Origin of the sequence: Pseudomonas sp. C32, from assembly GCF_030417915.1 — a bacterium.
In the GTDB taxonomy this organism is placed as follows: Bacteria; Pseudomonadota; Gammaproteobacteria; order Pseudomonadales; family Pseudomonadaceae; genus Aquipseudomonas.
Map to the genome: position 1 here is coordinate 315,111 of NZ_JAUHUK010000005.1, position 13,180 is coordinate 328,290.

A 13,180-nucleotide genomic window follows, 5' to 3' on the forward strand; every position below is an offset into this window, starting at 1 on the left:
TTGATACAAATAACGCGTTCAAACAAAAACGCCGCGATCCTCTCGCGGCGTTTTTGTGTCTGTCGTCTTACCCCAGGTTCTTGCCGAGCAGCGCGTGATACAGCTCGCTGTCACCCAGAATTCCCACCACATGATTGTTGTCGTGCAGCACCAGTTTGTTGCCGGTCTGATAACGAATCTGCAACGCGTCGCGCATACCGATGCTCGAGTCCACCAGGGTGGGTCGACGACTCAGGCCTTCGACGGCCTGACCCGGTACCCAGTTTTGCAGATCCAGGTTTGAGCCGTTCTGGCGGGCGCCCTTGATGGTGTTGCCTTCCGCCAGGTCCAGCCACGAATCGCCGCCTGGATCGAGGCACACGGAACCGTTGATGCGTTTGCATTTGTCCAGCGTGCGCATCAGGCTGCGACCGCACAGCACGTTCAGCGGATTGGTGTGGGCGACGAAGGTCCGTACATAGTCGTCCGCTGGGTTGAGGACGATTTCTTCCGGCTTGCTGTACTGGATGATCCGGCCGTCTTTCATGATCGCGATGCGACTGCCGAGCTTCAGGGCTTCGTCGAGGTCGTGGCTTACGAACACGATGGTTTTGCTCAGCTTGCGTTGCAGTTCCAGCAGTTCATCTTGCAGGCCTTGGCGGATCAGCGGGTCAAGTGCCGAGAACGGTTCGTCCATCAGCAGGATGTCAGCGTCCATCGCCAGCGCACGGGCCAGGCCCACACGTTGCTGCATGCCGCCGGACAGCTCATCGGGTTTCTTGTTGCGCCACTGGGTCAAGCCCACCAGTTCAAGCTTTTCGTCGACCAGTTTTTTGCGTTCCTTCTCTGGCCGACCCTGCATTTCCAGACCGAAACTGATGTTCTCGCGCACGGTCAGCCAAGGCATCAGGGCGAACTTCTGGAACACCATCGCGATGCGTTTGGTGCGCATCATTTTCAGTTCTGCCGGGGTGCAGGAGGCGATGTCGATCTGTTTGCCTTCATGCTCGACGAACAGTTTGCCGCGGCTCACGGTGTTGAGGCCGTTGATGCAGCGCAGCAGGCTGGACTTGCCGGAGCCGGACAGGCCCATCAGTACGCAGATCTCACCTTTCTCGATATCCAGGCTGGCTTTTTCAACGCCGACAATCTGCCCGGTCTTTTTCAGGATTTCGTTTCGGGTCATGCCCTGGTCAAGCAGTTTCAAGGCTTCTCGCGGATCTCTGGCGAAGATCACGTCGACGTCTTCAAAGCGAATAATGCTCATGCGTCACCCCCTACTTTAGCGTCGGGTTGTTTGCAGATTCGGTCGAGCATGATCGCCAGCAGTACGATCGCCAGGCCCGCTTCGAAGCCCAGGGCGATATCAGCGGTATTCAGTGCGTTGACCACCGGTTTGCCCAGGCCATCGGCGCCCACCAGTGCCGCGATCACCACCATCGAGAGCGACAGCATGATGCACTGGGTGATGCCGGCCGCGATGCTTGGCATGGCATGGGGCAGTTCGATCCGTGAGAGCAGTTGGCGACGCGAGCAGCCAAAGGCCTTGCCGGCATCCATCAGTTCTTGCGGGACATCGCGGATGCCCAGGTAGGTCAGGCGGATCGGCGCGGCAATGGCGAACACCACTGTGGAGATCAGGCCCGGCACCACGCCCAGCCCGAAGAGGGTCAGGGTAGGAATGAGGTAAACGAAGGTCGGTACGGTCTGCATCAGATCGAGTACCGGACGCATTACAGTGTAGAACATCGGCTTGTGCGCGGCGACGATGCCCAACGGCACGCCGATCAATACGCAGACCAGGGTGGCGAACAACACCTGGGCGAGGGTTTCCATGGTTTCCTGCCAGTACCCCAGGTTGAGGATCAGCAGGAAGGAGGCGATGACGAAAGCGGTCAGGCCCCATTTGCGTTGGATGAAGTGGGCGAGCAGTGCGATCAGGCCGATCAATGCCAGCGGGTTGAACCAGGTCAGCGCAAAAGTCACGCCGTGGATCATCGTTTCCAGTGTCACGGCGATGGCGTCGAAGGTGTTGGCGCCGTGTTGCGTCAACCATTCAACGAAGCCTGCGATGTACTGGCCTAGGGGTATTTTCTGATCAATCAGCATGGTAGTGAACGTCCGCATGCGAGGAAATAAACAGCCCGGGCGGCTACACCGCCCGGCATAAGCGATGCTCCCTGATTCAAGGCGTCAGTTTGGCTTTCACGGCCTCCAGGCCAGGTTTACCGTCAATGGTGGTCACGCCAGCGAGCCAGGTATCGAGCACCTGTGGGTTCTTTTTCAGCCAGGCCTTGGCGGCCGCGTCAGGTTTCATCTTGTCGTCCAGGATGTTGCCCATCAGTTCGCTTTCCATGTCGACGGTGAACTCCAGGTTCTTCAGCAACTGACCCACGTTGCTGCACTCCTGGGCGTAACCCTTGCGGGTGTTGGTCGCCACGGTGGCGGCACCGAAATCCGGGCCGAAGAAGTCATCGCCACCGGTCAGGTATTGGATCTTGAAGCGCTTGTTCATCGGGTGCGGCGCCCAGCCGAGGAACACCACGGCGGTGTCGCGTTTCTGTGCACGATCGACTTGCGAGAGCATGCCCGCTTCGCTGGACTCGACCATCTTGAAACCGGCGGTTTTCAGGCCGAAGGCGTCTTTGTCGATCATGCTCTGGATCAGACGGTTGCCGTCGTTGCCAGGCTCGATGCCATAGATCTTGCCGTCGAGTTCTTTTTTGAATTTGGCGATGTCGGCGAAGTCATGCAGCCCTTTGTCGTACAGCGCCTGAGGCACGGCGAGGGTGTACTTGGCGCCTTTGAGGTTGGTGCGCACAGTCTCGACGGTGCCCGCATCGCGGTAGGCCTTGATGTCGTTTTCCATGGTCGGCATCCAGTTGCCCAGGAACACGTCCATGTTCTTGCCGTCGGCCAGGGACTTGTAGGTCACGGGCACGGAAATCATGGTGGTCTTGGTCTTGTAGCCGAGGGCGTTGAGTACGACGCTGGTGGTCGCGGTAGTCGCGGTGATGTCGGTCCAGCCGACATCGGAGAAGTTTACGGTGCTGCATTGGGCCGGTTCGGCGGCTTGCGCCAGAACCGGCAGACTAAGCAGGGCGGCCAACAACAACGACGGGGAACCTTTCATGGATGGACTCCTTGGTGTTTTTTTTGGCAGTGTTCCGACTGGACCACCGCACTTATAGGTTGCGGTTGGATGGCGTTCTGGAGACAGCTCTACCACGGCGCCTTGCAATCGAGTCGATACGATCATGTACCAGTGAAAATCTGACGCCTACAGGGCGCGTCGTATCCAGTACAGGGATGGTCGCATCCAGTGTCGGTGACGTCGTTTACAGATTTTTTCAGGCACATTTGGCCGTTCGGATCGCAAAAAAACGGCGAAAACGCGGCGTAAAAGACACGCGGCGTTCGTGGGCATGAGTGCGTCGGTTAGAGACGTCGAACAACACGATAAAAGCTTGATGATGCGGCCACCTCGACGGATTGCAGCTTGAGCGTAGCAGCTCCGTCACCGGGCGTTTTTGCGCCTGGAGTTGGTACATCCAGGAGTTCTGCAGTCATGGCAATCAGTGTTTTCGACCTGTTCAAAATCGGTATCGGACCTTCCAGCTCCCACACCGTTGGGCCCATGCGGGCAGCGGCGTTGTTCGTTCAAGGCCTGCGTGATCGAGGACAACTGAAGCAAGTGCGGCGTGTCGAAGTCCAGTTGTTCGGCTCGCTGTCGGCCACCGGCATCGGGCACGGCAGCGACAACGCGGTGATCATGGGCCTGATGGGCGAATGGCCGGACGCGATCGATCCGTCGCAAATCGGCATTCGCATCGCCACGCTGCGCGAAACCAATACCTTGTTGCTCGACGGCCACCTCGAGGTCCCGTTCGTCTGGGGCAGCGACATGCGCCTGATCGACGAAAACCTGCCGTACCACCCCAACGCCATGACCCTGATTGTCGAGGACGAACGCGGTGAGTTTCATCGCGACACCTACTATTCGGTCGGTGGTGGTTTTGTCGTCGATGAGGCGCAGGCTGCAAGCGGCGTCGTCGACCTGGATCGCACGATGTTGCCGTACGATTTTTCCAGCGCGGCCGAGCTGCTGGAACTGTGCAAGAAGCACAACCTGCGGGTGGCCGAATTAATGATGGCCAACGAGAAAGTCTGGCGCAGCGAGGAGGAAATCCGCAGCGGCCTGATGACGCTCTGGCGTGCCATGCAGGATTGCGTCGAGCAGGGTCTCAAGCACGAAGGCATCCTGCCCGGTGGCCTCAACGTGCGGCGCCGCGCGGCAAAACTGCATCGCAGTTTGCAGGAGCTGAACAAGCCCAACGTCATCGGTTCGACCTTGAGTGCGATGGAGTGGGTCAACCTGTTCGCCCTGGCGGTCAACGAAGAAAACGCGGCCGGCGGGCGCATGGTCACGGCGCCGACCAATGGTGCGGCGGGGATCATTCCGGCGGTGTTGCACTACTTTATGAAGTTCAGCGAAGCGGTGACCGACGCCAACGTCGTGGATTACCTGCTCGGGGCTGCGGCGGTCGGGATTCTGTGCAAGAAGAACGCTTCGATCTCCGGTGCCGAAGTGGGTTGCCAGGGCGAAGTCGGTTCGGCCTGCGCGATGGCAGCAGCGGGGCTGGCGGAAATCCTCGGCGCCACGCCGGAGCAACTGTGCAACGCGGCGGAAATCGGCCTGGAACACAACCTCGGCCTGACGTGCGACCCAGTGGGTGGCCTGGTGCAGGTGCCGTGCATCGAGCGCAACGCAATTGCGGCAGTGAAAGCGATCAACGCGGCGCAAATGGCTCTGCGGGGTGATGGGCAGCACTTCATTTCGCTGGATCGGGTGATCCGCACCATGCGCGATACCGGCGCCGATATGCATGACAAATATAAGGAGACATCGCGGGGTGGCCTGGCGGTCAGCGCGGTGGAGTGTTGAGTGTAGGAGCCGGCTTGCTGGCGATTCAGACGACGCGGTGAGTCAGTCAATCCGCGTTATCGTTTATCGCCAGCAAGCCGGCTCCTACAGACGAGGCTTCTTTACCAGTCAAAACTGCGCGCTAAGTGAACACCCGATTTAAACCGCGCCACCTTTTGGCGCGTCGCTAACAGATAAATAGTTTTGCCGGCGGTCGGGCGTCATTCCGGACTTGACCACTCGTCCCCCGTGCCTGTGGTGACACTCTTTCGCGGCGGCTCTGAGCCCAGTTCCCACAAGTGCTACCGAATTGCTCACAGCTCGTGGGGCGGGGCGCTTGCCAGCCTTGATGGCCATTTAAATCCCCCTTTCCTGTGTGTCATGTACAGACACATTCCGACGTCGTTTTCAGGAGTTATTGAACGCACATTCAAAAATAGGCACGGCAATTGCTCTGTCATTACAAAGCCCGTCTCCCACGCGAGAACGATGGCAATAACAAGAGCCTCCGCCTGAGGCCATCACCTGCTTTGTGTGAGGAGATACCGCGATGACGTCGTTCAACTCCGGGGCCCAACCCCAGAACCGTGCGCCTCAATCCATCGGCTTTCTGCTGCTGGACAATTTCACGCTGATTTCTCTGGCCTCCGCGGTAGAACCGCTGCGCATGGCCAACCAGTTGTCCGGCCGCGAGCTGTATCGCTGGACGACCCTCACCGTTGATGGCGGTCAGGTCTGGGCCAGTGACGGCCTGCAAATCACCCCCGACGCCTCCATGCACAAAGCCCCGCCAATGGACACCATCATCGTTTGCGGCGGCATCGGTATCCAGCGCACTGTTACCCGGGAACACGTGTCATGGCTGCAAAGCCAGGCGCGTCAGTCCCGTCGTCTGGGCGCGGTCTGCACCGGCAGCTGGGCCCTGGCCTGCGCCGGTCTGCTGGATGGTTTCGATTGCAGCGTGCACTGGGAATGCCTGGCGGCGATGCAGGAAGCTTTCCCGCGTGTGGTGATGAGCACCCGTCTGTTCACTCTCGACCGAAACCGTTTCACCAGTTCCGGCGGCACCGCGCCGCTGGACATGATGTTGCACCTGATCAGCCGCGATCACGGTCGTGAGCTGTCGGCCGCGATTTCCGAGATGTTTGTCTACGAGCGTATCCGTAACGAGCAGGATCACCAGCGCGTTCCACTCAAGCATATGCTCGGCACCAACCAGCCGAAGCTGCAGGAAATCGTTGCGCTGATGGAAGCCAACCTCGAAGAGCCGATCGATCTGGACGAACTGGCGGTGTATGTCGCGGTGTCACGTCGACAGCTCGAACGGCTGTTCCAGAAATACCTGCACTGCTCGCCGTCGCGTTACTACCTCAAGTTGCGTTTGATTCGCGCTCGGCAGTTGCTCAAGCAAACGCCGATGTCGATCATCGAAGTGGCGTCGGTGTGCGGGTTTGTGTCCACGCCGCACTTCTCCAAGTGCTACCGCGAGTACTTTGGCATTCCGCCGCGTGACGAGCGCGTAGGTTCCAATACCACGCAGCAAGTGGCGATGATGCCGCTGCCGCAGGCGCTGGTACTGTCGCCGTTGTCCGGGCCGTTGTCGGCGCTGAGCCAGGCGCGTAATGAGTCGACGTTTGCCAGTGTAAGGCTCTAGACCGAGGGTCCATTAAAAGATCGCAGCCTCCGGAGCTCCTGTAGGAGCTGCCGAAGGCTGCGATCTTTTGATCTTTTATCGGCTGGTGTGGCTCTGCTGATACTCCGCCAATGCCGGCAATAACTGCTTGTCGATGGCCTGGCGCACTGCCGGCAAAATTGTCGCGCTGCTGGTGTACATCTGCTTGACCATTGTGCGCAACACGGTGGCCCGTTCGTTGTTCAAACCTCGTACCGCACACTCACAAGCCTGCTCGGCTGTGGATCCGCTGGGTACCTGAAAGCCCAATGACTTGAGCTGCCCCAACAGGTCTTCCTGGTCTATCAAATCGGCGTACATCATGACGCAATCCTTCTTCAGGGAACGGTGTCGTGAATCGATTCTGGTGGGGGTGCGGGGTGTCGGCAAGGGCGATTTGTCGCAATGCCTCAATTGGTTATGAACATGTCGTTTTCGGCTAACCTGGCGGCGAGAGGAGTGGGCACACTGGACCCAGCTCGCTTAACGAAGGTTTGGTCACCATCGCACGGCAGCTCCTCAACAGTACCCTCTGCCTCGATCCTGTCACGGCTTGATCGGGGCTTTTTTTGTCTGTGAATCCGGGAAATGTGCGGTGTCTGGATTGGCACTATCGCGGGCAAGCCACGCTCCCACAGGATTGGGGTTACCACCAATTGGGTGAACGACGCCAAACCCGTGGGAGCTGGCCTGCCAGCGATGAACGATGACGCGGTTTATCGTTGCAACACCAGAATCCGCGACAACAACTCATCCCGGTCGACATAGCACCCCTGGAAATGCCGCGCCCCGCTGGCAGGGTCAAACGCGTTGCGCGCGTGCAAGGTGCGGCGGTTGTCGAAGCACCAGAGTTCGCCCGGGTTGAGCCGCTGCATCAGCCTGAACCGGGGCTCGCGTGTCATCGCGATGAAGCGACGATAGGCGCGATAGAGCCTGGGCATCTGCTCCACCGACGCATCGAACGGGCCGCGCAGAAAATTCGCCATGCGGATTTCCGACACCTGCCCCAAGGGATCCAGGGCGATGATCGGTGCGAGGCAACGGTAGTCGCTGTGGCGATCCTTGTTGCGGAACTCCACGGGTATTTCACACAGGCTTTTGAAGGCCTCCGGATCCTCGCGGCGCAACGCATCGGCGATGGCAAAACCATCGACAAAAACGCTCTCGCCACCGTCGGCGTCGTTGACCAGACAATGCAAAAACTGCAGCCCCGGTTGCAACTCCCGGGTTGGCAGATCGCTGTGCAATGGCAGGTTGAATGCGGTGTAGGCGTTGCTGTCGGCATCAGCCTTGGATTGCACGTTGAACAGCACGCCAAAATTGCTCTCGCGGATGAAGGAAATCCGTTGGGCGATCAGCTTCAACGAACCGGGTTCAGTGGGTACGCCGCGGACTTGGGTCAGTCCGGTATCACGCACGGCCAGCAGCCATTGCAATAGCGCATCGTTGTCGGTCATCAGCGCCTGATAGTCGAAAACAGGAAGCTGCAAATCGCTGTGCCACAGTCTGGCTTTCGGCTTGCCTTCCCGGCGCTCGGCGCGGGATTCGTCGTCATAGGCATGTGCCCTCAACCAGCCGGGGTCGAAGCGGCTGAGGTGACCGTCCTGCCACTGAACGCACAGGCAACCTTCAGCATCAACGCCGGTTTCGGCGGGCATCAGGTTTTCCGCAACATCGACGATTTCCAGCACCTGTTCGCGGGTCACCGTGTACACGCAATGCGGGCACGGGCAGTTGTCCCGAAGCCATTGATGATGGAAAGGGCTGACGCGATCGTCGGCCCACTTCACCAACACGCGATCCGCCATGGCTTGCACGCCAGTCAGCGCGCTGATCAACGGATAAGTACGAAAGTCGGCAAACGCAGCGGCGGTATTCATGGCGATCTCCTTGTTATTTTTTTGGGGGCAATGCGATCACTCGGCCGATGTAGGCGGGTGTGGGCAGGTCAGCCTGTTCGGCGACGATGGCTTGCAGCTTGCTCAATGACTGTTCACTGAACGGTGCCGATCTTGGTCCGGCGAGATCGACATGCAGCAGCATTTGCTCGTTGCCCGCCAGCGCCTTGTCATCTCCGACGAGGTGCAGGCTGTGATAGAGGTGCAGGCGTTTGCTGTCGTGGGCGATGATTTGCGTGTGCACTTCGACGTCGGCGTCGAGCTTCACTTCGTGCAGGTAGTTGAGGTGCAGTTCGAGGGTGAACAGTGAGTTGCCGCTGGCTTCGCGGCTGTTGCTGTCGAGGCCAAGGCGATCCATCAGGGCGTCGGTGGCGTAGCTGAAAATCAGCAGGTAGAAAGCGTCGCGCAGGTGGCCGTTGTAGTCGACCCAGTCGGGGATGATTCGGGTTTGGTAGGTGGTCAATGCAGGCATGTCATCAAATCCTGAAATCACGAAAACCTGTAGGAGCCGGCTTGCTGGCGATTGCGATGTTCGCAGCGCCGAAGGTCGGAGGATGCGCCGGCCTCATCGCCGGCAAGCCAGCGCCTACAAGGGTAGGGTTATTCGGCAAATGCCATCCCATGCTTCTCTTTGGTGGTCTTCACCGCCTCCAGCACCGCCAGCAGGCAGTCATCACGATAGCGTTCCAGCGCTGAAATGCTGTGCTTGCCCAGTTGATCGCTGGTGCCATCGACCACATCGTCGATCAGTTTGTCCGTCAGCTCCGGTGCGGGCAGATAGGTCCACGGCAGCTGCAATGCCGGACCGAACTGTGCCATGAAGTGGCGCATGCCTGCGTCGCCGCCGGCCAGAGTGTAGGTCAGGAACGTGCCCATGAACGACCAGCGCAAACCGGCGCCAAAACGGATCGCGTCGTCGATTTCGCCGGTGGTCGCCACGCCGTCGTTGACCAGGTGCAAGGCCTCGCGCCACAACGCTTCGAGCAGACGATCGGCGATGAACCCCGGCACTTCCTTGCGCACGTGCAGCGGGCGCATGCCCAGGGATTCGTAGACTTTCATGGCCGCTTGCACCGCTTCAGGTGCAGTGTTTTTACCGCCGACCACTTCAACCAGCGGCAGCAGGTAAACCGGGTTGAAGGGGTGACCGACCACGCAGCGTTCCGGGTGTGTCGAACTCTCGTAGAACTCACTCGGCAGCAGGCCCGAAGTGCTGGAGCCGATCAACGCATTGGGCTTGGCCGCCGCGCTGATTTTGCTGTGCAGTTCCAGTTTCAGTTCGAGGCGTTCCGGGGCGCTTTCCTGAATGAAGTCAGCGTCGCGAACGCACTCTTCGATGGTGGCGACGAAGCGCAAGCGATCCTGTGAGGCACCGGGTGCCAGGCCTTGTTTCTCCAGCGCGCCCCAGGCATTGGCGACACGTTTGCGCAGCGCCGCTTCGGCGCCGGGCGCCGGGTCCCAGGCCACCACATCCAGGCCATGGGCGAGGGCGCGGGACACCCAGCCGCTGCCAATGACACCACTGCCCAGCGCTGCGAAGGTTTTGATTTCGGTGATGAAGGTCATGGTCATTTCCTGAAAATTTCGGTGTCCCTGTAGGAGCCGGCTTGCTGGCGAAGACGGTATTCCCGTCACGGAAAATGTGGCGGATGTACTGGCCTCATCGCCAGCAAGCCGGCTCCTACAGGGGGAGTGGGGGTTAACCACGCTGGGTCAGGCCCATTTTCTTGCGGCCTTCAGCCGGGGTCAGGACGCGGGCGCCGAGGCGGCTGAGGATTTCGGTGGCGCGCTCGACCAATTGGCCGTTGGTCGCCAACACACCCTTGTCCAGCCACAGGTTGTCTTCCAGACCGACCCGCACGTTGCCGCCCAGCAGCACCGCTTGCGCCGCCATCGGCATCTGCATGCGACCGATGCCGAAACCCGCCCACACCGCATCGGCGGGCAAGTTGTCGACCATGGCCTTCATGGTGGTGGTGTCCGCCGGCGCGCCCCACGGAATGCCCAGGCACAGCTGAAACAGAGGGTTGTCGAGCAGGCCTTCCTTGATCATCTGCTTGGCGAACCACAGGTGACCGGTATCGAAGATTTCCAGCTCGGCTTTTACGCCCAGCTCTTGAATGCGTTTGGCGCCAGCCCGCAATTGCGCCGGGGTGGACACGTAAATGGTGTCGCCATCGCCGAAGTTCAGGGTGCCGCAGTCGAGGGTGCAGATTTCCGGCAGCAGTTCTTCGACGTGGGCCAAGCGGGTGAGCGGGCCGACCAGGTCGGTGTTCGGACCGAATTCCATCGGGTTCTCGCCAGCACCGATTTCCAGGTCGCCGCCCATGCCGGCGGTCAGGTTGACGATGATGTCCACGTCCGCCTCGCGGATACGCTCCATCACTTCGCGGTACAGCGCCACATCACGACTGAACTTGCCGGTTTGCGGGTCGCGAACGTGGCAGTGCACCACCGTGGCGCCGGCCTTCGCGGCTTCCACGGCAGCGGCGGCGATCTGTTTCGGGGTGACCGGCACGTGTGGGCTTCTGGCGGTCGTGTCGCCAGCACCGGTAAGTGCGCAGGTGATGATGACGTCGTGGTTCATTTGGCGGTTTCCTTCAGGCGTGTGGGTCCCGTTCGCAGCCCGGTCGGGCTGCGAATCGGTGATTCAATCAGGGTTTATTTGCTGGTCAGTTTCAAGTTTTCCGCAGCCGGTTTGCCGTCGAAGGTGGTGACGCCTTCGAGCCAGCGTTGCTTGTCCTGCGGGTGATCCTTGAGCCATTGCCTGGCCGACTCGAAGGCGTCCTTGTGATCGAGCAGCGGCTGCATCATCCGGCTCTCGTCTTCGGCGGTGTAGGTCAGGTTGCTGAGCAGGCGGCCGATGTTCGGGCACTGCTCGGCGTACTTCGGTGCGGTGACGGTCCAGACCGTGGCCATGCCTTCGTTCGGGCCGAGGGCGTCTTCACTGCCGGTGAGGTACGTCATTTGCACATTGACGTTCATCGGGTGCGGTGCCCAGCCGAAGAACACCACGGCTTCGTTGCGGCGCACGGCGCGGTCCACGGCGGCGAGCATGCCGGCCTCGCTGGATTCGACCAGCTGGAATTTGCCGAGGCCGAACTGGTTCTTCGCGATCATTGCCTTGATCTGGGTGTTGGCGCCCGAGCCCGGTTCGATGCCGTAGATCTTGCCGCCCAGTTCCTTTTCGAACTTGGCGATGTCGGCGAAGGTTTTCAGGCCCTTGTCGGCGAGGTAGGTCGGCACGGCGAGGGTGGCGCGGGCGTCTTTGAGGCTTGGGGCTTCAAGCACCTTGACCTGATTGGCGTCGACGAACGGGGTGATGGTCTGGGTCATCAGCGGGTTCCAGTAACCGAGGAACAGGTCCAGGCGCTGATCGCGGATCCCGGCGAAGATGATTTGCTGGGAGGCGCTGGTTTGTTTGGTTTTATAGCCGAGGCCATCGAGCAATACCTGGGTCATCGCACTGGTCGCGATCACGTCGGTCCAGTTCACTACACCCATGCGCACGTTCTGGCACGCGGCGGGTTCGGCGGCCATGACACTGGCGCTCAGAAAAGCGGTACCACTGAGTGCAAGAACACAGCTGCTGATCAGTCGTTTCATTCTCAGGTTCCTCGGCAGTTCGTTTATTGTGAGTTCCGGTGTCTGATGCGCCGGTGATGACACGTTACGCAGCAAATCAGCCGTGAAAGCGCACTGCGGCGACCAGCACTTGCACTGCAGCGACCTGCGCTCTTGAATGCCACGGGCAAGTGGCGTATCAACATCCCTACTGAACCCGCCCTCTTGTTACCTGGCCTCTTGTTACCTGCTAAGCGAGTGCGCTCCATGTCCCAGGATTTCTACTTCTTGTTGATGCCGGGTTTCTCGGCCATCGGCTTTATCTCGGCCATCGAGCCGCTGCGGGTCGCCAATCGCTTTCGCGGCGAGCTCTATCGCTGGCATGTGTTGAGTGCGGACGGCGGCGCGGTGCTGGCCAGCAACGGGATGTCGGTCAACGCCGATGCGGCGCTGGAGCCGTTGAAGAAAGGCGCGACGCTGCTGGTGGTCGCCGGATTCGAACCGCAGAAGTTCGCGACCCCGGTACTGGAGCATTGGCTGCGGCGGCTCGACAACGAAGGCGTGACCCTCGGCGCCATCGACACTGGCAGCTTCATCCTCGCCGAGGCCGGTTTGCTCGATGGTCATCGCCTGACCCTGCACTGGGAAGCCATCGACGCGTTCAAGGAGTCCTATCCGCAGCTCAGCGTCACCCAGGAATTGTTCGAAATCGACCGTCGACGTATTACCTCTGCCGGCGGTACTGCCTCCATCGATTTAATGCTGGATCTGATCGCCCAGGCCCATGGCCCGCAACTGGCGATCCAGGTCAGTGAACAATTCGTACTTGGCCGCATTCGCCCGCGCAAAGACCACCAGCGCATGGAAGTCGCCACGCGTTATGGCATCAGCAACAAGAAACTGGTGCAGGTGATCGGCGAGATGGAGCAGCACAGCGAACCGCCGTTGAGCACGCTGGAATTGGCGGAATCGATCAAAGTGACGCGGCGACAACTGGAGCGATTGTTTCGGTTGCACCTGAACGACACGCCGAGCAATTTCTACCTGCGGTTACGGCTGGAGAAGGCGCGGCAGTTGCTGCGTCAGACCGACATGAGCGTGCTGGAAGTGAGCATTGCCTGCGGCTTTGAATCGCCGTCGTAC

12 protein-coding genes are annotated in these 13,180 nt (G+C 60.0%); 3 read left to right on the forward strand and 9 right to left on the reverse strand.

The features are described from left to right. Positions 1-67: 67 nt before the first annotated feature. The 3 genes from choV to QYH43_RS08525 form a co-directional block, all read right to left on the reverse strand. On the reverse strand, positions 68-1,246 hold the full coding sequence (choV, locus tag QYH43_RS08515; protein WP_301156879.1) for a choline ABC transporter ATP-binding protein: 1,179 nt from the start codon (positions 1,244-1,246) through the stop codon (positions 68-70). Beyond that, positions 1,243-2,088: a choline ABC transporter permease subunit gene (gene choW, locus QYH43_RS08520; protein ID WP_053163121.1), complete on the reverse strand. Its 846-nt coding sequence runs from the start codon at positions 2,086-2,088 to the stop codon at positions 1,243-1,245. The genes choV and choW overlap by 4 nt, the downstream gene beginning before the upstream one ends. A 76-nt stretch (positions 2,089-2,164) precedes the next feature. Beyond that, positions 2,165-3,112 (reverse strand): choline ABC transporter substrate-binding protein, encoded by a 948-nt coding sequence (locus QYH43_RS08525; protein ID WP_095057465.1) that lies wholly within the window; start codon positions 3,110-3,112, stop codon positions 2,165-2,167. Positions 3,113-3,547: 435 nt separating this feature from the next. Here QYH43_RS08525 and QYH43_RS08530 point away from each other — a divergent pair, with 435 nt between their 5' ends. Together QYH43_RS08530 and QYH43_RS08535 are read left to right on the forward strand one after the other, a co-directional pair. Then, positions 3,548-4,924, forward strand: a complete 1,377-nt coding sequence (locus tag QYH43_RS08530) for an L-serine ammonia-lyase (RefSeq protein WP_095057466.1) — start codon at positions 3,548-3,550, stop codon at positions 4,922-4,924. A 529-nt stretch (positions 4,925-5,453) separates the two neighbouring features. Beyond that, a complete protein-coding gene (locus QYH43_RS08535; protein ID WP_095057467.1) occupies positions 5,454-6,557 on the forward strand; it encodes a GlxA family transcriptional regulator in 1,104 nt (367 codons plus the stop codon). Positions 6,558-6,632: 75 nt separating this feature from the next. Here QYH43_RS08535 and QYH43_RS08540 read toward each other — a convergent pair whose 3' ends face one another. The 6 genes from QYH43_RS08540 to choX form a co-directional block, all read right to left on the reverse strand. After that, a complete protein-coding gene (locus QYH43_RS08540) occupies positions 6,633-6,899 on the reverse strand; it encodes a hypothetical protein (RefSeq protein WP_095057468.1) in 267 nt (88 codons plus the stop codon). A 392-nt stretch (positions 6,900-7,291) separates the two neighbouring features. Next, positions 7,292-8,455 carry a gamma-butyrobetaine dioxygenase gene (locus QYH43_RS08545; RefSeq protein ID WP_301156880.1) on the reverse strand — a complete coding sequence of 388 codons (1,164 nt, stop codon included), beginning with the start codon at positions 8,453-8,455 and terminating at the stop codon, positions 7,292-7,294. Positions 8,456-8,468: 13 nt separating this feature from the next. Beyond that, on the reverse strand, positions 8,469-8,945 hold the full coding sequence (locus QYH43_RS08550; protein WP_095057470.1) for a thioesterase family protein: 477 nt from the start codon (positions 8,943-8,945) through the stop codon (positions 8,469-8,471). Between the two features lie 128 nt (positions 8,946-9,073). Beyond that, positions 9,074-10,039: an L-carnitine dehydrogenase gene (locus QYH43_RS08555; RefSeq protein WP_095057471.1), complete on the reverse strand. Its 966-nt coding sequence runs from the start codon at positions 10,037-10,039 to the stop codon at positions 9,074-9,076. A 133-nt stretch (positions 10,040-10,172) separates the two neighbouring features. Next, on the reverse strand, positions 10,173-11,060 hold the full coding sequence (locus tag QYH43_RS08560) for a 3-keto-5-aminohexanoate cleavage protein (protein ID WP_053163105.1): 888 nt from the start codon (positions 11,058-11,060) through the stop codon (positions 10,173-10,175). A gap of 74 nt (positions 11,061-11,134) precedes the next feature. Continuing rightward, complete coding sequence (gene choX, locus QYH43_RS08565) at positions 11,135-12,079, reverse strand: choline ABC transporter substrate-binding protein (RefSeq protein ID WP_301156881.1); 945 nt, start codon at positions 12,077-12,079, stop codon at positions 11,135-11,137. 225 nt (positions 12,080-12,304) lie between these two features. Here choX and QYH43_RS08570 point away from each other — a divergent pair. Then, positions 12,305-13,180, forward strand: an 876-nt coding sequence (locus tag QYH43_RS08570) for a GlxA family transcriptional regulator (protein ID WP_301156882.1), incomplete at its 3' end; no start/stop codon positions are given.